Origin of the sequence: Legionella qingyii, assembly GCF_003990155.1 — a bacterium.
GTDB lineage: Bacteria > Pseudomonadota > Gammaproteobacteria > Legionellales > Legionellaceae > Legionella > Legionella qingyii.
The window spans coordinates 262,192-283,579 of record NZ_RZGX01000002.1 but is presented as its reverse complement, the minus strand read 5'-3'; the positions used below and the strand labels follow the sequence as shown (position 1 = coordinate 283,579).

The following is a 21,388-nucleotide window of genomic DNA, read 5'->3' as shown; positions in this document are numbered from 1 at the left end:
AGTTTATTCGCAAAAGTTTTATGTAATAATTCAGTCAAGTGCATGATGGTGAACCCTTATAATGTCGAAAATATATTGGATCACATATCTTCATGCACTTCAAAAAAAATTATTCTTTTTTTAAAAATAATGGTCACTTATTGTGACCATCTCTCAGGCATAAAGCGCGTGAAGTGGGCGGAATTAAATGAAATGTCAACAGACCCTTGTGGGTAGCGAACTAAATTTTAAAAACAATTTCCGTTGACCTCGATTATTAGACAATAAAGAATTATAATCCCGAAAAAAATCTTGCTTCTGTTTCTGTGATTTTTCCATAAGTCTTTTACTATTGACGTTAAATATAATATATTGGATGAATGTAAGTTCTTACTCGCTTCTTTTAAGAATAAGCAACAAAACAAACCAAATTGTGGAAAAAATACTCGATCGGTAGAGGCTAAACCCAATTTGAGTTTTTCATCCGGCCATAACTATGAAACTTCATCACTTTTTTGAGCAATCAGTTGATAATTATTCAGACAATATTGCTTTGATTTGCGATAATGCGTTTATTTCCTATCAAGAGTTAGAAAATCGTGCGAATCAATTAGCTCATTATCTTCATGAGAACAAAATTTCCAAGGGTAGCATTGTAGGCATTCTATTAGAGCGATCTATAGAATGCTATATTGCTATATTGGCGACGTTAAAAACAGGTGCAGCTTATGTACCTATTGAAGTAGATTATCCCGACGAACGGATTAATTATATTTTCTCTGATCTGCCTTTTGATGCGGTTTTAACTTCGTCTATGCAATTGACCCAAAAGAATCTGGCATGGCCAGCTTTTTATGCAGTTGATCAATTGGCCGAGGAAATTTCCAGATGCCCCTCACAGCGATTAATTCTTCAAGAAGATTTAACTGCTGATGACGTGTGTTACATCATTTACACGTCAGGCTCTACTGGAAAGCCTAAAGGAGTAGAAATTACCCAGCGCAGTATTTGCCATTATGTGCAAGTTGCGAGCAAACTTTATGATATAAAAAGTAATGATAAGGTATATCAAGGCTTTTCTTTGGCATTTGACGCCTCTTTAGAAGAGTTTTGGATGGCTTTTGCCAATGGCGCCGCCCTGGTTGCGTGTACAGCAAAAGAAGTGCGCTCTGGTCTAGGTCTAATCTCCTTTTTACAACAACACCGAGTTAGTGTTTTTTCAACAGTACCTACTTTATTGTCTACTTTAGAAGGCCAATTACCGGATCTACGCCTTTTAATCCTGGGTGGAGAATCTTGCCCATCTAGTTTGGTTAAGCGTTGGAGCAGAGAGGGGCTGCGAATTATTAATACTTATGGCCCTACTGAAGCAACGATTATTGCAACTTATGCAGAATGTCATCCTGAACAGGAAGTGACCATTGGTAAACCCTTGCCAGGTTATGAAGTCCTCATCGTTGATGAACAATTACGAGAAGTAGCTGTAGGAGAGGAGGGCGAGCTGTGTATTGCTGGAGTTGCCCTAGCTCGTGGTTACGTCAATCGACCAGAGGATACAGCAAAAAAGTTTGTTTTAAATCCGGTAAATAATAATCAACGCTTATATCGAACAGGGGATTTAGTTTCAAGAGCTCCTAGTGGTGATCTCCTTTTTGCAGGGAGAATAGATGATCAAATCAAATTGCGTGGGTTTCGTATTGAATTAAACGAAATTGAAACGATTATCATGCAATATGCTGGAATTAAACAAGCCGTGGTTTCATTGCAAACCCTGGAGCAACCTACGCTCGTTGCTTATTTGATTCTTGATCCAAAAAATGCATTTGATGTAAATGAATTTAAAATCTTTTTAAGGTCACGCTTACCTGATTACATGCTGCCATCCCTAATTGAGATTTTAGAAACGTTTCCAGTTTTAGCCAGCGGTAAAGTGAATCGCAAAGAGCTTCCTAGACCTGTGCAAAAGTCAGAAAATGTTTATATAGCACCAGAATCTGAGTTAGCTAAGGAAATTGCTCTAGTCTGGGAAAATGTATTTGATTGTAAGAATATTTCTGCTGGAGCAGACTTTTTCTATGATTTAGGTGGACATTCACTGCATGCCGCAAAAGTAATTTCTAATTTACGCAAAATACCTGCCTTAAAAAATATTTCAATACTTGATTTATATAAAAATCCAACAATTAAGCAATTAGAACAGAAGTTTAGTGCCCCTCATAGCAATCCACAAATTGATGGGCAACAAACGGTTAAGAACAAGTACAAAGTACCACAATGGAAATACTATTTGTGTGGGGTTGGTCAATTTTTTGGATGCTTATTGCAATACGCGGTAGGTACTTTACAGCTATTGGCTGTTATTTTGTGCTACAGCTGGGTTAGCTCTGAGTATTCGATTATTTCCAGAGAGTCACAGCTTGCATTTCTAGCTTTGTTTTTATCGATGCCAATCATTTCGTTATTTATCACGATTGGTTTGAAATGGATATTATTGGGACGGGTAAAGCCTGGTGAATATCCACTTTGGGGATGGTTCTATTATCGTTGGTGGTTAGTGCAAAGGCTGCAGAAGAATTTGTTTTTAGCTAAATTTTTAGTTGGTTCGCCATTAGCTGGTATCTATTATCGCTTACTAGGAGCTAAAATAGGTAAGAACTGTTATTTGGGTTCCATGCAAATTTCTGCACATGATTTGTTGACCATCGGAGATAATACTTCTATTGGTGCGGACAGTAGACTTAACGGTTATATCATTGAGGACGGTTGGTTAAAAATAGGCCCTATCAATATCGGCAATAATTGTTATATAGGTTCACGTGCCGTTGTTGGGTTAAATACACAGATTGAAGATCATGGCGTCTTGGATGAAATGTCCATGCTACCTGATCAGGGCTTAATTCCTCAAGGAGTCTATTTTTCAGGCTCTCCAGCGGTTCCAGGTACTATTCCTGCGGATCATGTTACTCGGAAAAAAGTTGCGGTTGACGAATCTACCATGCTGGAAAATACCCTTTTTGGTATTTTGCATTACTTAGGCGTCGTTTTTGTCATGGTGGTTTATTATTTATGCTTAATTCCCTCAATCTCTTTAATTAGCTATTACTATGATCAGAGTCACTATCTGACCACCATGTTTTTTGCCATACCTTTAGGGGCTATCCTGTTTTTAGGATTATATTATTCCGCTATTGTGCTCTGTAAAAAGATTATTTTGGATAAGGTAAAACCCGGTGATTATCCCTTGAAGAGTTTTTATTATTTCCGTCATTGGATTCTGGTGAAATTATTGGATGGGGATGAAATCTCGATTATGGCAGACACTTTATATATGCCTGCTTTTTTACGATTGCTGGGGGCAAAATTAGGGAAGGGAGTAGAAATGGGGGAAACTCCGCATATTATTCCTGACCTAGTCACCATTGAAGAAGGTGGTTTTACCGCCAGTTCTGTCGCTCTAGCCTGGCCTAGTGTTTATAATGGTTTTATTTCTTTTGCTCCGGTGACCATCGGACGTAGAGGCTTTGTAGGGAATGTCAGTTTATTATCTGCTGGTAAATCGATTGGTGAAGGCGCTCTATTAGGATGTCTATCAGTGACTCCATCAGATGGCAGAGCAGCAGAGCCTTATTCTGCCTGGCTAGGTTCACCTGCTGTTTTTTTACCAAAGCGAGAGTTATTTGTTGGATTTTCTGATAAGGATACATTTTATCCCTCCAAAAAGCTCTATTTCATGCGCTTACTCATTGAATTTATACGAATTATTTTACCATCGACTTTTTCATTAATTGCATTATTCAATATGCTTTATGTCTTGGATTATATGTTAAGTGAGTACTCCTGGCTTGTTACCGCACTGATTCTTCCACCAGTAGAGATGTTCATTACAGTTTGTCTTGTTGGCGTGTTGGTCGCCCTCAAATGGATAATGTTAGGTAAATTAAAACCTTTAACCAAGCCTATTTGGGATCCCTTTATTTGGAAAAATGATGTGATCGAATATTCGTATAACTATTATACGAACCCGCATTGGACTAATAAAGTTTTAGGGACTCCTTTTGCGCTTTGGGTGCATCGTTGTTTAGGAACTAAAGCAGGGAAGAGGGTTTTCACAGACAGTGCCGAGTTTTCAGAATTTGATTTAATTACAATTGGTGATGATGTATGTATCAATGCCGAGACTATAATTCAAACTCATCTCTATGAGGATAGAATATTCAAAGTCTCAAATGTCACTATTGGTTCTGGTTGTAATGTAGGTGTTGGATCAATTGTTCTCTACAACACGTTGATGGAAGAAAACTCTTCTTTGGGTAGTCTTTCTTTACTAATGAAGGGGGAACGGTTACCTGAAAATACTCATTGGGCTGGTATTCCTGCACAATCGACAGCACTTGGATTGTCACATCAACAAGTTGCCCCTCAACTTGCTCCAGAAGAAAGTCCAGAAGAAGCTCTTCCAGAGTTATTGTAGTAATGTAGCCAGGGAGAAGCGAGGCAGAACTCAGGTTCCGCTCTTCGCTTCAATCCGGCTACTATAATAGAACTTACCCCAACAAATAATTGTCAATTAAGCGGATGTTATCAATTCGTACTGCCGCAAAACGACGACCTTGATGTTCTTCAACATACTCTACAGCAATCCCTTTTTGAGTTAATTGTTTGATGATTTGCTCACATGTCAGCTCTTTTTGCTGGAATAATCTGGCAAACTCTTCAGCCAAGGCCTTTTGCTCTTGATTGAGGCGGTTATTACGTGAGCTGTAAGCTAATCCACTTGGTTCACGGATCGTTGGACATGCTTTAATTTCAATATCCATAAAAAAAGCATTAACCATCCCTTGAATCAATAAGTATTGTTGATAGTCTTTTTCACCGAAGTATGCTCTTTGAGGCTTAGCTAAGTTCAATAATTTCATCACTACAGTTAATACACCGTTAAAGTGCCCGGGCCTATGGGTTCCTTCCATGAGTTGGCAAAGTTGATGCTCATGTACCTGATAATTGTATTCATCCACATACATGGATTGTTCATCCGGAAGAATGCAAAAATCGACACCGGAATCTTCCATAATTTTAAGATCCGCTTCTAATGTTCGAGGATAAAGTTTAAAGTCCTCGGTTTGATTAAATTGTGTTGGATTTACAAATAGACTGGAAATAGTATAGTGATTCTCTTTTTTACTGGCTAAAAACAGAGAGGCATGCCCCGCATGCAAATTACCCATGGTTGGCGCAAAGCCCAGAGTTAATTGGGTAGATAAAGTTTTACGAAAGCTTATCCATTCGTTCAGATCGTGAAAAATTTTCATGAGTTACTCCTTAAATATAGTAACCATTTAAATTGTGGGCTGGGATGAAGTGAAGCATAACCCGGGTTGGAGTACTTTCACCCAGCTACAATAGTGCTAACAGTTACAATTTGTGAACCAGAATAATTTTTGATAAAAAAATCATCAATAATTATTTAGGTTCACTTTCTAATTAAAATGAATGTTCCGCCGTTGGAAAATTGACCTGTTGAACCTGCTGTGCATAGGCATTTAATGCATCTAATAGAAGTTCTTTGCCTTGAAGGTATCTTTTGACAAACTTGGGATTAAATTCTGTTTGTAAACCCAGCATGTCATGCCAAACAAGAACCTGTCCATCAGTATGAGAACCCGCTCCAATACCAATAGTAGGTATACTTAACGACTCGGTTATTGTGAGCGCTAGTTGTTGGGGAACACATTCGATGACTAGAGCAAAACATCCAGCCGCCTCTAACTGATGAGCTTGCTGGAGTAGTTGTTCTGCCTGCTCTTTGTTTTTTCCCTGTATCTTATAGCCACCTAATTGATGAATGGATTGAGGGGTTAAACCGATATGTCCAACAACTGGGACGCCTGCATTTACGAGATAGGAAATGGTGTGACACGTATCTGCATCTGCCCCTTCAATTTTCACTGCTTGCGCACCTGCTTGTAATAAGTGTTTTACATTATCTACAGTTTGATTGAGTGAACTTTTATGGCATAAAAAGGGAAGGTCACTGATTAAAAATTGCTGTTTTAGGCCGCGTGCTACAGCTTGGGTATGAAGTATCATCATCTCCATGGTAGCCGTAACGGTTGTTTCATGGCCGTGTACGGCCATGGCTACAGAATCTCCGACCAGGACGCAATCAATATTTGATTCAGCTACAATGCAGGCAGATGGATAATCGTAGCAAGTTATCATGGAAATTTTTTGTTGTTCTTCTTTTTTACGTTTGAAATCATGAATTTTCATGCTGCGCTACCCCTTAATAACAAAGAGTAAGCAGTATGATGGAAAGCGAAACGCACTATAGGTACCTGTCGCATGGATCAAGTCCTCCCAAAAAAATTGAAATATGAAGTCGCTGCCGATAGGTCAGCGCATTATGAGTAGCTATTCAGCCGGCTCACATTGGTTATCATATTGCAAATTCGGATAGATGAGAAGTGGATGTAAATGCATTTATCTCCGGGTGCAGCGTAGCTGTTTCAATATTGACGTTGCTGCATTTTGCACTTTATCCATTTTGTTCATCTATAATTCTGAGTTATCATTAATGTTTCGCACAGCGGCTATTTTATGTGGAAAACGCAACAATTTGTGTGAAATATGTACTTTATAATGGGCTTTTTATGCAAATCACTGAAAAATTAACTCTCCCGGGTGAGCATGCTTTGTTTTTGCAAGGAGCGACTGGGAAACTGGAGGCAGTTTTAACTGTTCCAGAGCAGAATCATTCTGACTTCATCGCCTTTTTAGGGCATCCTCATTCCCTACAAGGGGGCACTATGAGTAATAAAGTAGTGACTACCTTAGCACGTGTTTTTAGAGAATTAGGTATTCCTTCATTGCGTTTTAATTTTCGTGGGGTAGGCCAATCGGAAGGATCTTATGATGCAGGGATAGGTGAAAGCGAGGATATGCTGGTGTTGGTTCGTGAATGGCAAAAGGTGCAGCCCGAGAAAAAACTAATTTTTGCGGGCTTTTCTTTTGGTTCTTATGTGACTTATCGCGCCTCGGCCCAATCGGATTCCAAATTATTAATTTCGGTAGCCCCGGCAGTGCATCATTATAATTATCAAGAATTTAATCCTATCCCATCTCCTTGGCTTATTGTACAAGGCGATGAAGATGAAGTAGTTCCTTCTGCTTTAGTTTTTGATTTTGCCGCCCAAGCTGATATACCGGTGATTCAGTTTGCGAACACAGGCCATTTTTTTCATGGTAAATTAATTGAACTGAAAGCAAAGCTCACGGAATACATTCGATCTCAGGTTATTTTATAATGAATTTGATTATGCAATATGAAGCCGCAATTCATCGCGGTGACATCGACGATGATCCTTTGCAACGAGACATATTGACGCACCTGGAGTCTCTTGCTAATAACGTAAAAAAATCGAATTCATCCTGGTTTTATCCATTAATTAAACCTCGAATTAAGGGGATATACCTTTATGGCCCTGTTGGGGTAGGAAAAACATACTTAATTGATTTATTTTATGACTGTCTCGAAGAGAAAAAGAAGGCTCGCTTTCATTTTCATCATTTCATGCAACAAATTGATGCGCAGTTAAGACGATTACAAGGTCAGAAAAATCCTCTTCGCCAAATCGCTAAGAAATTAGCCAAAACGACACGGGTACTTTGTTTTGATGAGTTTATGGTCCATGATGTGGCTTATGCCATGATTTTAGCGGAGTTGTTGCAATCTTTAATTGCTTATGGCGTTATTTTGGTAATTTCTTCGAATATACCTCCAGATGATTTATATCGTAACGGAGTTCATCGGAAACGATTTTTACCAGCTATTGCAGCAATTAAGGAACACTGCGAGGTACTGCATTTAAATGAGCAAAGAGATTATCGGGTTGGGAGAGCGCCATTGTTAGACGCTTATTTATTTCCTTTAAATGAGCAAACCACCTCGGTTATGGAGCAACAATTCACGTTTTTGGCGCGTGAATTTAAAGAAAATGGTACTATTACAATACAGAATCGCGAGATCCCTTACCTTAAGCTTGCAGAACAATCGATTTGGTTTGCTTTTGATATTTTATGTAATTTGCCTCGTAGCCAATTGGATTATTTAGAGATTGCAGATAAATTTGACACTATTTTTTTAAGTAATATACCTGCATTAACAGCCAATCATACCTTGCAAACAATTATGTTCATTCACTTTATTGATGTGATGTATGATCGAGGAATAAATATTATTATTTCCGCAGAGGTTGCAGTTGAGGAGTTGTATGTTGAAGGCGAAATGCAAGAAACGTTCAAGCGTACATTAAGCCGGTTGCTGGAAATGCAATCGGTAGATTATTTGGCACGCCATCCCAAAAGAACACTTAAGGAGTTGATTTCAGATAATTCTTAATCGCATAGGTAGTTAAAAGTGACCCAAAATTGGTTCCGCGTTGCTATACCTAGGCTATGAGTTGATCTGTGGATTTGAATAAATGTATAATTTTTTCCTAAATTGAGAATGATTCTCGATTACATTTATGCTACTATTATTTAAGATATTTCACGAGTTGCTGTTAGGACATGATAAAAATTACAGAGTTAGTACAAGGTGATAGAGTACGGTTAACCAGTTTTGGTGCAACAGAAATGCAATACAGACGCAGACTTTTGTCTTTGGGAGTGACTTGCGGGACTGAGTTTTTAGTTGTCCGAATGGCTCCTTTAGGATGTCCTATACAAATTGAAGTCAGAGGAACGGCCTTAACATTGCGCAAGGAAGAGGCGAGCCAATTAATTCTGGAGCGTATATGACTCATGTATTATTGGTCGGTAACCCTAATTGTGGTAAGACTACCTTATTTAATGCATTAACTGGTGATAATCAGCGCATTGGAAACTGGCCTGGCGTGACAGTAGAAAAGAAAACAGGGTCTTTTTTTGTAGGACAGCAACGAATTGAAGTGACTGACTTACCCGGAATTTATTCTTTAGTAGCTCATGCGGATGGCATCAGCCAAGATGAGGGAATTGCTGCTCAGTCTGTTGTAACCATTGAAGCAGATTGCATTATTAATGTGATCGATGCATGTCATCTCGAGCGGCATTTATATTTGACCACCCAAATTTTGGAATTAGGAAAACCTGTACTGCTCGCGTTGAATATGATGGATATTGCACAGCAAAGAGGTATATCCATAGATCCAAACGCGTTGTCACAACAATTAGGTTGTCCTGTTATCCCGATCCAGGCACATAAAAAAATAGGCATGGCTCAATTGATGGAGGAGTTGACTCGGCTGCCTCAAGCAGTTTCTCCCTTGACGCTTCCTCTATCCCAAGCGATACAACAGACATTAATGACCTTGGAAAACACCTTGATTTACGAAGGTTATAGTCAATCGCTTGCTTATTATTATGCCCGCAGGCTTGCGGAGGGGGATAAATTACTATTCGATAAGGCAATTACTCAGGATTTAACTTTATTGAACGAAGTAGATCCTAATCTTGATGTATTATTGGCTGATGCACGATATCAGAAAATACATGAAATAGTTACGTCTGTACAGAAAAAGCGCAGTGATGCCAGTGAACATTTTACTGCAAAACTCGATAAGATTATGTTGCATCGTTTTTTTGCCCTCCCCATATTTTTTGCCATGATGTATTTGATGTTTTTATTTGCGATTAATGTAGGTGGCGCTTTTCAGGATTTTTTTGATATCAGTACCGATACAATATTCGTACAAGGGACATCATGGTTATTGCAACAAATTCATGCGCCTAATTGGATAATCGCTTTATTGGCAAATGGTGTTGGAAAAGGGATTAATACCACGTTAACGTTCATCCCAGTCATTGCGGCCATGTTCTTCTTCTTATCCTTGTTGGAATCCTCAGGATATATGGCAAGAGCGGCTTTTGTTGTAGATAAGGCGATGCGGAAGATGGGGTTGCCTGGTAAGTCATTTGTGCCGATGATTGTTGGTTTTGGATGTAATGTTCCAGCGATTATGGCTGCTCGTACCTTAGATTCAGAACGCGATCGATTATTGACCGTAATGATGAGCCCTTTTATGTCATGTAGCGCACGTCTGGCCATTTATGCAGTATTCGTTGCCGCATTTTTCCCATCAGGTGGACAAAACATCGTGTTTTCTTTGTATCTTGTAGGGATTTTGATGGCTGTATTAACAGGATTTCTCTTGCGCAAAACGACGTTAAAAGGGCATGCCTCTCCCTTAATTTTGGAGCTTCCCGCTTATCATAAGCCTGCGCTCAAGCGTTTATTTAAAGAGACTTTTATGCGCTTGCGTTTTTTTATTGTGCGTGCAGGTAAATTAATTGTACCTATTTGTGTTATTTTGGGTGGTTTAAACGCCATTACTTTAGATGGTGGAATTAATTCGGGTGAAGCCAGTACTCAATCATTGCTCTCTTTAATGGGTCAATCGATTACTCCTCTATTTACCCCAATGGGCATCCACCAGGACAATTGGCCAGCAACTGTAGGGTTACTAACTGGAATGCTGGCCAAAGAAGTGGTAGTGGGTACGTTAAATTCACTTTATGCGCAAGTAGGTCATGTGACTGAAATTGCTGCCGCACATTTTGATTTTTGGGCAGGTATTAAGGCGGCTTTCTGGTCAATTCCACAAAATTTAGCTCAATTGGGTTCTGCATTGATAAATCCTATATTGGCTAGCGCAGCAGATAATCCTGTATCTCAGTCAGTATATGGAATTATGGCAGAGCGGTTTGATGGTAAAATAGGGGCATATGCTTATCTGCTGTTTGTACTTCTTTATATTCCTTGTGTATCTACTATGGCGGTCATTCGACAAGAAGCAAATAAGAAATATATGTGGATTTCTGTAATTTGGTCTTTTGTGATTGCATATGTTACTGCAGTTGTATTTTATCAAGTAGCTAAATGGATTCAAAGTTCAGAGCAAAGTATGGTCGAGATTCTTTTATTCTTATTGATCCTATTTTTTGTTATAGGCGTGCGCCAATACACCAAACGCAGCACAAGGAGGAATGATGCTGTTGCAAATACGTGATTACATTTGCCGTGAAGGTGTCGTCAGTACCCAACAATTGACTAGGGAATTTCGTGTGGATCTTCCTGCATTACAACCCATGCTAGATTTATGGATCGGGAAGGGCGTAATACGTAAATGCCAGGAAAAGGCAAATTGTCAAAGTACATGCTTTAAGTGTCACTCTAGCGCCCCTGAATATTACCAATATCTTTTATAGCTTGCTGCTGCGCAAATTGTATTTTTTTACGGGTTTTTTACTTAAGCTGTTTTAACTTTCGTGCTCATTCACTAAATTTGGGCTAATATACTCATATAGGTTTGATTTACGTATGGTAAGCAAATGGCTGATGAACCAGATATTCCTACTGTTGACGAAAACTCAGAGTTAATTGATAGTATCGATAACAGCATCGACTTGCGCAAGTTACAAATGGAAGAAGATTTAAATGATCCTGTAACTTTGGTTGAGCGTGTTTATCAAATCTGGTGGCATTGGGCAGATTTTCAACTTTATATTGTATCTCCATCGATTGATCTTGTTTCTCCTCCTGTAATAATTAAACCCGAACTAATCTTCGGAACAAATGAGTTTGAATTTGTATATTCTATTCTTGATTCAGGATCAAAATTATCTACGTCTAAAGGCGAAGAGCTGTTCTCTGCCGGAATGTCAATGTATAAGCTCTACATGACCATAGAAAAAATGATATATATTCTGGTTGAGCGTTTGAAAGAAGAAGGCATTGATAAAGAAACAGAGGTGCAAGTAGCTTTCGGTGGGCATTTGCTTCCCCAAAGAAAAGCCTTTGAGTCGATTATCAATTTACCTTACAACGTCGTAGTAACTAACTTTGATCCGGGCGCATGGGGTGAGCGTTACTTACAAATTGTCAAACAAAATGCAGATAAGTATGGATATCCTTCTGAATCGCCGCGTGAAATATTTCGACAACCGTATAAAACATCCGGTTCAGGTCCAAAAAGATAAGTATGTTCTGACGGATTGTCTTTAATGCACTTTTGATTGGCTGTTCAATTATTTTTAGTTGAGTTTTATTGCTTCACTTTTATATACTTCCCCTGTGTAAAGGCTTGCAACATCTTTACAAAAATTTCCTTAGCAATACAATAGATTGGTCTTTCATTTGGCACATCAAATATAAGCACAATAAAAGATCTAAATGAAAAAAGATCTGATTATTTGCATCATAGAATGACAATTTGTAAAAATATTAATTTTGCTTGAGTCAGTTGTCGAAGTATTATCTAACAGTATTTACAAAATTTATTTTGAATTGAAGATTTTTTAATGAATGAGGTAATTAAAGAAAATTTATTTGAATTAGATGGAAACAAATTAAAATTTGCTCGGATTAGGCAGGAGCTTATCTTGCACGATAAAAACAGAGTGCTATACTTCGCATTTGTGCGATTTAATTAACATTTCTAATTAAGGAAGAAATTCACAGTGAACAAAAAAAGACCCGTTAATCTGGATTTGGGCAGTTTAAAATATCCCCCTATGGCTATAGCGTCCATCTTACATAGGATTTCAGGGGTAGTTTTATTTTTACTGTTACCCATTATGTTGTACATTTTTGGCCAGTCAATGCAATCAGAAGAAACATTTGCGCAGGTGAAAAATTTGCTGTCTCATCCTGCTTATAAAATGGTCATGTGGGCATTTGGTGCCTCGATGATTTACCATTTGCTTGCAGGGATTAGGCATCTTTTGATGGATATGGGGTTTGGTGAGCATCTTGATGCTGGTAGGCGTTCCGCTGTTTTAGTCATTTTTCTTGCCATTATTTTGTCAATTTTTCTAGGAATCTGGATATGGTAAATAATGTCACCAGCTTAACAGGTAATGGGTTAAAGGATTGGTTGATTCAAAGAGTTACAGCAGTTTATTTTGCTGCATATGCTTTTTTTATAATTGGTTTTTTGTTATTGCACCCTGAGCTGGGGTTTGCGCAATGGCACGCTCTTTTTTCCAATGTATTAGTTCGAATTGCGTCTCTTATCGCATTGTTTGCGCTTTCATTGCATGCATGGGTAGGTATTTGGACTGTGACTACCGATTATATGAAGTGTACTGCTCTGCGTTTATCAGTACAAATGTTAGTAGTTTTATGGCTCCTTAGTCAATTTATCTGGGGCTTAATGATCCTTTGGGGGCAGTAGCATGGCAATTGCACGTAACACATTTGATGCAGTAATCATTGGAGCTGGTGGGGCTGGAATGCGAGCTGCACTGCAGATGGCAAATTCAGGTTTAAAAGTCGCACTTTTATCTAAGGTATTTCCAACTCGGTCACATACAGTATCTGCTCAAGGAGGTATTACTTGTGCACTGGGAAATGCGCATGAGGATGATTGGCGTTGGCATATGTATGATACCGTGAAAGGTGCTGACTATATTGGTGATCAGGATTCAATTGAATACCTCTGTAAAACGGGCCCTGAAGCTGTATATGAACTCGAGCATATGGGGTTGCCTTTTTCACGCATGGATAATGGTAAAATTTATCAGCGTCAGTTTGGCGGTCAATCCAAAAATTTTGGTGGCGATCAAGCCGCGCGAACCTGTGCTGCAGCGGATAGAACCGGGCATGCGTTATTACATACCCTCTACCAACAAAATTTAAAAGCTAAAACACATGTATTTAGTGAATGGTATGCGCTTGATCTCGTTAAAGATTCGCATGGACATATATCCGGTGTTACTGCGATGTGTATCGAAACAGGAGAGGTAGTATTTTTCCAATCAAGAGTATGTATTTTGGCTACCGGTGGCGCAGGCCGTATTTACCAATCTACAACCAATGCCTTTATTAATACTGGTGATGGTTTTGGTATGGCATTAAGAGCCGGTATCCCATTACAAGATATGGAAATGTGGCAGTTTCATCCTACTGGAATTGCTGGAGCTGGTGTTTTGGTGACTGAAGGTTGTCGAGGTGAGGGCGGTTATCTGATTAATAAGGACGGCGAACGTTTTATGGAGCGTTACGCGCCGCGAGTTAAGGATTTAGCTTCCCGAGATGTAGTTGCTCGATCGATGGCACTTGAGATCCGTGCCGGTAAAGGTTTTGATCCTAAAGGAGTTGATCACGTTAAATTAAAATTGGATCACCTGGGTGCCGATCTTATTAAATCACGCTTGCCGGGAATTCGTGAGTTGTCTATGAAATTCGCAGGAGTTGATCCAATTGTTGAGCCAATTCCCGTAGTTCCTACTTGCCACTACAGCATGGGCGGTATACCTACAAATATGTATGGCCAAGTACTTACCAAAACCAACGGTATTGAACATACTGTAGATGGTTTATATGCAGTAGGTGAGTGTGCTTGTGTTTCTGTACATGGTGCGAACCGTTTAGGTGGTAACTCATTACTGGACTTAGTTGTTTTTGGCCGCGCAGCAGGATTGCATGTTGAAGAGCTATGGCAGTCAAATCAATTGCCTGAAATGACTTATATTAGTGATGATGATATTGCTCCATCATTGCAACGATATAACCGATGGAATAATTCAACAGACGGTGAAAGCCCAGCAGTAATTCATGATGAAATGCAACGTGTAATGCAAGAAGACTTCGGTGTCTTCCGTACCGGTGAAGTAATGGCTTCTGGCTTAAAACGTCTTCAGGCTCTGCGTGAGCGCTTGGCGCATGCTAAATTAGAAGACAAAAGTAAGATATTTAATACAGAGCGAGTTAGTGCATTAGAGTTGGATAATTTGATGGCAACTGCATATGCTACAGCGCAGTCTGCAATTGTTCGTACAGAAAGTCGCGGTGCTCATAGTCGTGAAGATTATCCAAAACGCGATGATGCGAACTGGATTAAACATACGCTATATTTTGAGGAAGGTGAGAAGATTGATTTTCGTCCAGTTAATGCATCACCTAAGCATGTCGAGCCTTTTGCGCCAAAAGAACGCGTTTACTAAAGAGGATAGATTACATGGCAGCAGATAGTAGAAAATTGACCCTATCAATATATCGCTATAATCCTGAGGTGGATGCTAAGCCTTATATGAAAGATTATGAATTGGAGATCCCAGTTAAAAGCGATCCGATGTTACTCACGTTACTCGAACGTTTGAAAGCAGAACAGGACCCCTCCATCACGTACCGACGTTCTTGTCGCGAAGGAGTTTGTGGCTCGGACGGTATGAATATTAATGGGACAAATGGCTTGGCTTGTATTACCCATGTGTCTCAGTTGAATACCGATAAAATAGTTGTCCGTCCTTTGCCTGGATTTCCTGTAATTCGTGATTTAGCAGTTGATATGACGCAGTTTTATCAACAATATGAGCGTATAGAGCCTTATTTGCAAAATAATGAGGTTCCTCCAGCTCAAGAACGGTTGCAATCACCAGAGGAACGCGCTCAACTTGATGGATTATATGAATGTATTTTATGCGCATGTTGTAGCAGTTCATGTCCTTCATTCTGGTGGAATCCGGACAAATTTGTTGGTCCTGCTGGATTATTACAGGCAAGACGATTTTTAGCAGACAGTCGTGATACAGCCACAGCAGATCGTTTGGATAAATTGCAAGATCCATTCAGTGTATTTCGTTGCCGCAGTATTATGAATTGTACTAATGTCTGCCCTAAAGGACTCAATCCAACGAAAGCGATTTCCGAGATTCGCCAACAAATGTTGACAAAAGAGACCTAATAGTACTTTTCTTATTTTTAAGGTACTGGTAAAAGCCATGTATAGAAAAATATAGTTCCCATACAATGGGAATGATCTTAAATGAGCTCGAAATCAGTATAAGGATGATCCCCGCACTTGCGGGGATAGCTGTTTTATCCACGGGGATGAGTGGAATAGCCAATTTACTGGTGGTAGTGATTAATACCCCTTTGGAGAAAAGAAAATGAGCAGTTCCGATCTGCAAAAAAAATGGGCTTCTTCCTATTTATCTGGCGGAAGTATGGCTTATGTTGATAGTCTTTATGAAGATTATCTTGCTGACCCGAGTTCGGTTTCATCCGATTGGCGAGCAGTATTCAGTGCTTTGCCTAAGGTTAATAGCGCCGAAAAAGAATTCTCGCATAGAGAAATTCGTGATTATTTTTTGCAGAATGCAGATAAAAAAGCAATACCTGTCGTTCAAGCTTCAGATAGTCAGCAGTTTCGGATTGCCGATTTAATTAACGCATATCGCTCATTGGGCCATCATGCGGCCAAACTTGATCCTCTGGAAATGACAGAGCGTACTCCAGTGCCTGCATTGGAATTGGAGTATCACCACTTATCCGATGTAGATAGAAACCGTAAGTTTTTTGCAGGCACTAGATTTAATGGTCCAGAAATGACTCTGGATGAAATATATCAAGCACTGCGCGAAACATATTGCAGCAGTATTGGTATTGAATATATGCATATTTCTAATACTGAAGAAATAGAATGGCTGCAAGAACGAATGGAATCTGTACGTGGCCGACTTAAGTTAGATGCAGCAAAAAAAATGCAAATTTTAAAAGATTTAATTGCTGCGGACGGTTTGGAGCGTTATTTAGGTACACGTTACGTGGGTCAAAAGCGATTCTCTCTTGAAGGGGGCGATTCACTAATTCCCATGATGAAAGAAATTATTGAGTGTGCTGGCAAAGATAATGTTAAAGAATTAGTTATTGGTATGGCACATCGAGGCCGCTTAAATGTACTCGTGAATGTACTAGGTAAAGAACCTAATCAACTGTTCCAAGAATTTGAAGGAAAAATAAAATATGAACGTACTGGTGATGTGAAATATCATTTAGGTTTTTCTTCAGATATAAAAACAAATTCGGGCTCAGTAGTACACCTGGCTTTAGCTTTTAACCCTTCACACTTAGAAATTATTGGACCAGTAGTAGAGGGATCTGTGCGTTCTCGTTTAGGTCGACGTAGTGATCTGGACAAAAAAGATAAAGTTGTTCCTGTCGTTATTCATGGCGATGCTGCATTTGCCGGCCAAGGTGTCGTAATGGAAACTTTTAATTTTTCTCAGGCCCGTGGCTATTGTACTGGTGGTACCGTTCACATTGTAATTAATAACCAAATAGGCTTTACTACCAGCAATCCTCTCGATGCTCGTTCTACTTTATATTGTACTGATGTTGCCAAAATGGTTCAGGCTCCTGTTATTCATGTGAATGGCGATGATCCTGAAGCAGTGGTGTTTGCGACCAGACTGGCATTTGATTTCAGAATGAAATTTAAACGAGATGTAGTAGTGGATCTCGTATGTTATCGACGACATGGCCATAATGAGGCAGATGAGCCGGCGGTAACCCAACCTGCAATGTATCGAAAAATTAAATCCATGCGCCCCTTGCGCGAAATTTATGCTGAACAATTGGTACAAGAAGGTTTTCTGACCAGTAAAGATGCTGAAAAATTAGTAGATGCATATCGTGATGCCCTGGATCAGGGTAAAGCGGTTGTAGATTTGGTTCATGGTGATTATGAAGGTAAGTATGCAGTTGATTGGACCCCTTATCTGAATGCAAAATGGACAGATAAAGTAGATACCACAATCAAAAAAGAGAACTTACAAAAATTAGCTAAAATATTAAGCACATTGCCAAAAGGTTTTGCATTGCATCCAGTGGTTCAACGCTTATTAAATGAACGTGATAAGATGACTGCCGGTGAGTTACCGATGAACTGGGGATATGCAGAAATTATGGCATATGCCAGTTTAGTTCAAGAAGGTTATGGTGTGCGTTTGTCTGGCCAGGATTCTGGAAGAGGAACTTTTGCTCATCGCCATGCTGTATTGCATGATGTTGAAACTGGAGAGGCGTTCACTCCTTTGGAGCAAATCACCAATGAGCTGGACCGACCTTTTTCGGTAATCGATTCAGTACTTTCTGAAGAAGCAGTACTGGCTTTCGAATATGGATTTTCCGCCTCTGCTCCAAATTTCCTGGTACTTTGGGAAGCTCAGTTTGGTGATTTCGCCAATGGCGCGCAAGTGGTAATCGATCAATTTATTAGTTCTGGTGAGCAAAAATGGGGTCGTTTATGTGGTTTAGTCATGTTATTACCTCATGGATATGAGGGACAGGGCCCAGAGCATTCATCAGCTCGTTTGGAGCGTTATATGCAGCTTTGTGCTCAGCACAATATGCAAGTTTGTACGCCAACTACACCTGCTCAGATCTTCCATTTATTAAGAAGACAGGTTATCCGGAATTTCCGTAAACCGTTGATTGTTATGACACCCAAGAGTCTTCTACGTCATAAATTAGCAGTTTCTCCATTGGAAGATTTATTCAAAGGTAAATTCCATACTATTATTCCGGAAATTGATGCAATTGATGCACAAAAAGTTACAAAAGTAGTGCTGTGCTGTGGAAAGGTTTATTATGATTTGTTGCAAATGCGTCGTGATAAAGAATTAAACCATATAGCTTTAGTGCGAATTGAGCAATTATATCCATTCCCTAAAAAGGCACTTATGACTGAGCTAAATAAATATCCTCAGGCCAAGAAGGTTATTTGGTGTCAGGAAGAGCCACAAAATCAAGGGGTATGGTTTTCTTCTCAGCATAATATAATAGATTGTTTGCGTCCTGAACAAACCTTGCATTATGCCGGAAGGGAATTTGCTGCGGCACCTGCTGTAGGAAGCCCTGCTCTGCATGCAAAAGAACAACAAGCTTTAGTAGAGCAAGCTTTATTGGACTAATTGTGAGTTTCTCGTAGTCTGGAGTATGGCTTTGCCTTTTTCCAGACTACAATTTGTTAACGAATTTAATAAAATAAGAAGGTATAACCATGTCTATTGAAGTCAAAGTACCTGTTTTGCCTGAGTCGGTTGCAGATGCAACTGTAGCAGCGTGGCATAAAAAAGTAGGTGATAAAGTTACCCGTGATGAGAATTTACTCGATCTGGAAACAGACAAAGTCGTACTGGAAGTTCCTGCTCCTGCTGATGGAATACTGGCTGAAATAATGTTTCAAGAGGGTGACACAGTTCGTTCAGGTCAATTACTTGCCAAAATCAAAGAGGGTGCTGGATCTGAAGCTAAAGAAGAAAAAGCAGAAGCATCTAAGGCTAGTGAACAATCTGAACGTGATGAAGTAAGTGCTAAAGAAGATAAGTCAACCAGTCCTGTAGTTCGACGGATGATGGCAGAACATGACCTCCAGCCTGGGCAAATACAAGGCAGTGGCAAAGATGGTCGTATTACTAAAGAAGATGTTCTCGCTTATATAGAATCGAGTAGAGAAAAAACATCCCAATCTAAAGAAAGTGGAAAAGAGCAAACACAAAAAGCACCTATGGGCTTACGTGAAGAGCGTCGGGTTCCAATGACACGCTTGAGAGCTAAAATCGCGGAACGTTTATTGGAAGCTCAGCATAATGCAGCGATGTTGACGACTTTTAATGAAGTCAACTTGAAAGCAGTGATGGACATGCGTACTCAATATAAAGACAGTTTTGAAAAAAAACACGGAGTCAAACTTGGGTTTATGTCCTTTTTCACCAAAGCTGTTGTCGAGTCATTAAAGCGTTTTCCTGCAGTGAATGCCTCTATAGATGGTCAGGATGTGGTTTATCATGGCTTTTATGATATTGGTATCGCCGTCTCTACTGAGAGAGGATTGGTCGTACCTGTGATTCGTGATGCAGATCAGATGAGTATGGCTGAAATTGAATTGGCAATTAATGATGCTGCAAAAAAGGCTAGAGAAGGTAAGTTAGCCATGGAAGACATGCAGGGAGGTACCTTTACTATCACGAATGGTGGGGTATTCGGTTCTTTATTAGCTACTCCGATCATTAATCCACCCCAAACTGGAATTTTGGGAATGCACAAAATTGAAGATAGACCTGTAGTGGAAAAAGGACAAATCGTGATTCGTCCTATGATGTATGTGGCTTTATCTTATGATCATCGATTGATTGATGGTAAAGATTCAGTACAGTTTTTGGTAAGTGTGAAAGAGTTATTGGAAGATCCTGCTCGTCTTTTGCTTAATGTTTAATGAAATGTAACAGCGAAATTCGCTTTGGCACATAAATGTAACTGGGTGAAGGCGCAGCTGGAGCCCAGGGGTTTTTAAATTTATCAATTGTACATCCTGAGTTTGGTCTTTCTTCACCCGGGATATGATGCATAAATTAACACTTATGAGTATTGACGAATTTTGCTTTTTTAGAAAGGTAATTGCAATGAATTTACATGAATACCAGGCCAAACAATTATTTGCTAGCTACAACTTACCAGTACCAAACGGTGAAGTCGCTTACAGTGTTGAAGATGCAATGCAAGTTGCGTCACAGCTATCTACTGCGCGTTGGGTTGTTAAAGCCCAAGTACACGCTGGCGGTAGAGGAAAAGCTGGTGGTGTGAAATTGGTATCGAATAAAGATGAGTTAGCTGCAGCAGTCAAATCATTATTAGGTACACGTTTAGTTACATATCAAACCGATGCTCATGGACAACCAGTTAATGCTGTTTTAATTGAGGAAACATGTGATATTGGTAGAGAATTATATCTAGGAGCGGTTGTTGATCGCGCTACACGCCGTATCGTATTTATGGCTTCTACAGAGGGTGGTGTAGAAATCGAAAAAGTGGCTGAAGAAACGCCCGAAAAAATTTTTAAAGTAATTGTAGATCCTTTAGTTGGTGTGATGCCATTTCAATGCCGTGACGTAGGATTTAAATTAGGCCTCAAAGAGGATCAAATTAAGCAATTTACTCATTTGATGATGGGCTTAGGCAAAATGTTTGTTGATTGTGATCTGAGCTTATTAGAAATCAATCCACTAGTTGTAACAAAACAAGAACAATTAATTTGTTTGGATGGAAAAATTAATATCGATGGCAACGCATTATACCGTCAACCCAAATTAAAAAGCATGCGTGATACAACTCAAGAAGATGAGCGCGAAAATCGTGCCAGCGACTGGGAGTTAAATTATATTCCTCTAGATGGCACTATTGGCTGTATGGTAAACGGTGCTGGATTGGCAATGGCGACCATGGACGTGATTAAGCTTCATGGTGGTGAACCGGCTAACTTTCTTGATGTTGGTGGTGGCGCGACTAAGGAACGAGTCAGTGAGGCACTGAAAATTATTGTCTCCGATGACAACGTCAAAGGTATTTTGGTAAATATTTTTGGTGGTATCGTTCGTTGTGACCTCATTGCTGATGGTATTCTTGCTGCAGTGAAAGAAGTAGATGTAAAAATTCCTGTGGTGGTACGTCTTGAAGGTAATAATGCACAACTAGGTGCTGATATTTTAAATAAAAGTGATTTGAATGTGATTGCTGCAACCAGTTTAACTGATGCTGCGAAAAAGATTGTGGCAGCTGTTGCTTAATTACTAAATTTCGAGGTTAACA

The 21,388-nt window shown here is 39.5% G+C and carries 16 protein-coding genes; 14 read left to right on the top strand and 2 right to left on the bottom strand.

Annotated elements, in window-relative coordinates; all coding sequences use genetic code 11:
* The first annotated feature begins 475 nt into the window (after positions 1–475).
* The gene (locus tag ELY20_RS02390; RefSeq protein ID WP_110140980.1) at positions 476–4,450 is read left to right on the top strand and encodes a Pls/PosA family non-ribosomal peptide synthetase; all 3,975 of its coding nucleotides are present in this window, start codon (positions 476–478) and stop codon (positions 4,448–4,450) included.
* A 73-nt stretch (positions 4,451–4,523) separates the two neighbouring features.
* Here ELY20_RS02390 and panC read toward each other — a convergent pair whose 3' ends face one another.
* Together panC and panB are read right to left on the bottom strand one after the other, a co-directional pair.
* On the bottom strand, positions 4,524–5,288 hold the full coding sequence (gene panC, locus ELY20_RS02385) for a pantoate--beta-alanine ligase (protein ID WP_110140981.1): 765 nt from the start codon (positions 5,286–5,288) through the stop codon (positions 4,524–4,526).
* A gap of 172 nt (positions 5,289–5,460) precedes the next feature.
* Entirely contained in the window at positions 5,461–6,249 is a 789-nt protein-coding gene (panB, locus tag ELY20_RS02380) for a 3-methyl-2-oxobutanoate hydroxymethyltransferase (RefSeq protein WP_110140982.1), read from the bottom strand.
* Positions 6,250–6,629: 380 nt separating this feature from the next.
* Here panB and ELY20_RS02375 point away from each other — a divergent pair, with 380 nt between their 5' ends.
* The 13 genes from ELY20_RS02375 (at position 6,630) to sucC (ending at position 21,366) form a co-directional block, all read left to right on the top strand.
* Complete coding sequence (locus tag ELY20_RS02375) at positions 6,630–7,283, top strand: alpha/beta hydrolase (RefSeq protein ID WP_110140983.1); 654 nt, start codon at positions 6,630–6,632, stop codon at positions 7,281–7,283.
* Positions 7,283–8,377, top strand: a complete 1,095-nt coding sequence (zapE, locus tag ELY20_RS02370; protein WP_110140984.1) for a cell division protein ZapE — start codon at positions 7,283–7,285, stop codon at positions 8,375–8,377. The genes ELY20_RS02375 and zapE overlap by 1 nt, the downstream gene beginning before the upstream one ends.
* A 170-nt stretch (positions 8,378–8,547) precedes the next feature.
* Entirely contained in the window at positions 8,548–8,778 is a 231-nt protein-coding gene (locus ELY20_RS02365) for a FeoA family protein (RefSeq protein WP_058468744.1), read from the top strand.
* Positions 8,775–11,027, top strand: coding sequence for a Fe(2+) transporter permease subunit FeoB (gene feoB, locus ELY20_RS02360; RefSeq protein WP_110140985.1), 2,253 nt, complete (start codon positions 8,775–8,777; stop codon positions 11,025–11,027). Before ELY20_RS02365 ends, feoB begins: the two co-directional genes overlap by 4 nt.
* Positions 11,008–11,226: a FeoC-like transcriptional regulator gene (locus tag ELY20_RS02355; protein ID WP_110140986.1), complete on the top strand. Its 219-nt coding sequence runs from the start codon at positions 11,008–11,010 to the stop codon at positions 11,224–11,226. Before feoB ends, ELY20_RS02355 begins: the two co-directional genes overlap by 20 nt.
* 123 nt (positions 11,227–11,349) lie before the next feature.
* A complete protein-coding gene (locus tag ELY20_RS02350; RefSeq protein WP_110140987.1) occupies positions 11,350–11,997 on the top strand; it encodes a virulence factor in 648 nt (215 codons plus the stop codon).
* A 480-nt stretch (positions 11,998–12,477) separates the two neighbouring features.
* Positions 12,478–12,852 carry a succinate dehydrogenase, cytochrome b556 subunit gene (sdhC, locus tag ELY20_RS02345; RefSeq protein ID WP_110140988.1) on the top strand — a complete coding sequence of 125 codons (375 nt, stop codon included), beginning with the start codon at positions 12,478–12,480 and terminating at the stop codon, positions 12,850–12,852.
* Positions 12,846–13,193, top strand: a complete 348-nt coding sequence (gene sdhD, locus ELY20_RS02340; RefSeq protein WP_110140989.1) for a succinate dehydrogenase, hydrophobic membrane anchor protein — start codon at positions 12,846–12,848, stop codon at positions 13,191–13,193. The genes sdhC and sdhD overlap by 7 nt, the downstream gene beginning before the upstream one ends.
* 1 nt (position 13,194) lies before the next feature.
* Positions 13,195–14,964: a succinate dehydrogenase flavoprotein subunit gene (gene sdhA / locus ELY20_RS02335; RefSeq protein ID WP_110140990.1), complete on the top strand. Its 1,770-nt coding sequence runs from the start codon at positions 13,195–13,197 to the stop codon at positions 14,962–14,964.
* A gap of 14 nt (positions 14,965–14,978) precedes the next feature.
* On the top strand, positions 14,979–15,704 hold the full coding sequence (locus tag ELY20_RS02330) for a succinate dehydrogenase iron-sulfur subunit (RefSeq protein WP_058468737.1): 726 nt from the start codon (positions 14,979–14,981) through the stop codon (positions 15,702–15,704).
* A 205-nt stretch (positions 15,705–15,909) separates the two neighbouring features.
* Complete coding sequence (locus ELY20_RS02325; RefSeq protein ID WP_110140991.1) at positions 15,910–18,714, top strand: 2-oxoglutarate dehydrogenase E1 component; 2,805 nt, start codon at positions 15,910–15,912, stop codon at positions 18,712–18,714.
* An 89-nt stretch (positions 18,715–18,803) separates the two neighbouring features.
* Complete coding sequence (odhB, locus tag ELY20_RS02320; protein ID WP_110140992.1) at positions 18,804–20,018, top strand: 2-oxoglutarate dehydrogenase complex dihydrolipoyllysine-residue succinyltransferase; 1,215 nt, start codon at positions 18,804–18,806, stop codon at positions 20,016–20,018.
* A gap of 187 nt (positions 20,019–20,205) precedes the next feature.
* A complete protein-coding gene (gene sucC / locus ELY20_RS02315) occupies positions 20,206–21,366 on the top strand; it encodes an ADP-forming succinate--CoA ligase subunit beta (protein ID WP_110141154.1) in 1,161 nt (386 codons plus the stop codon).
* Positions 21,367–21,388: the final 22 nt, after the last annotated feature.

Bases quoted from the DNA above. Each gene is read 5' to 3' on its own strand.
- ELY20_RS02390 (WP_110140980.1), top strand. From the start codon at position 476: ATGAAACTTCATCACTTTTTTGAGCAATCAGTTGATAATTATTCAGAC.
- panC (WP_110140981.1), bottom strand. From the start codon at position 5,288: ATGAAAATTTTTCACGATCTGAACGAATGGATAAGCTTTCGTAAAACT.
- panB (WP_110140982.1), bottom strand. From the start codon at position 6,249: ATGAAAATTCATGATTTCAAACGTAAAAAAGAAGAACAACAAAAAATT.
- ELY20_RS02375 (WP_110140983.1), top strand. From the start codon at position 6,630: ATGCAAATCACTGAAAAATTAACTCTCCCGGGTGAGCATGCTTTGTTT.
- zapE (WP_110140984.1), top strand. From the start codon at position 7,283: ATGAATTTGATTATGCAATATGAAGCCGCAATTCATCGCGGTGACATC.
- ELY20_RS02365 (WP_058468744.1), top strand. From the start codon at position 8,548: ATGATAAAAATTACAGAGTTAGTACAAGGTGATAGAGTACGGTTAACC.
- feoB (WP_110140985.1), top strand. From the start codon at position 8,775: ATGACTCATGTATTATTGGTCGGTAACCCTAATTGTGGTAAGACTACC.
- ELY20_RS02355 (WP_110140986.1), top strand. From the start codon at position 11,008: ATGCTGTTGCAAATACGTGATTACATTTGCCGTGAAGGTGTCGTCAGT.
- ELY20_RS02350 (WP_110140987.1), top strand. From the start codon at position 11,350: ATGGCTGATGAACCAGATATTCCTACTGTTGACGAAAACTCAGAGTTA.
- sdhD (WP_110140989.1), top strand. From the start codon at position 12,846: ATGGTAAATAATGTCACCAGCTTAACAGGTAATGGGTTAAAGGATTGG.
- sdhA (WP_110140990.1), top strand. From the start codon at position 13,195: ATGGCAATTGCACGTAACACATTTGATGCAGTAATCATTGGAGCTGGT.
- ELY20_RS02330 (WP_058468737.1), top strand. From the start codon at position 14,979: ATGGCAGCAGATAGTAGAAAATTGACCCTATCAATATATCGCTATAAT.
- ELY20_RS02325 (WP_110140991.1), top strand. From the start codon at position 15,910: ATGAGCAGTTCCGATCTGCAAAAAAAATGGGCTTCTTCCTATTTATCT.
- odhB (WP_110140992.1), top strand. From the start codon at position 18,804: ATGTCTATTGAAGTCAAAGTACCTGTTTTGCCTGAGTCGGTTGCAGAT.
- sucC (WP_110141154.1), top strand. From the start codon at position 20,206: ATGAATTTACATGAATACCAGGCCAAACAATTATTTGCTAGCTACAAC.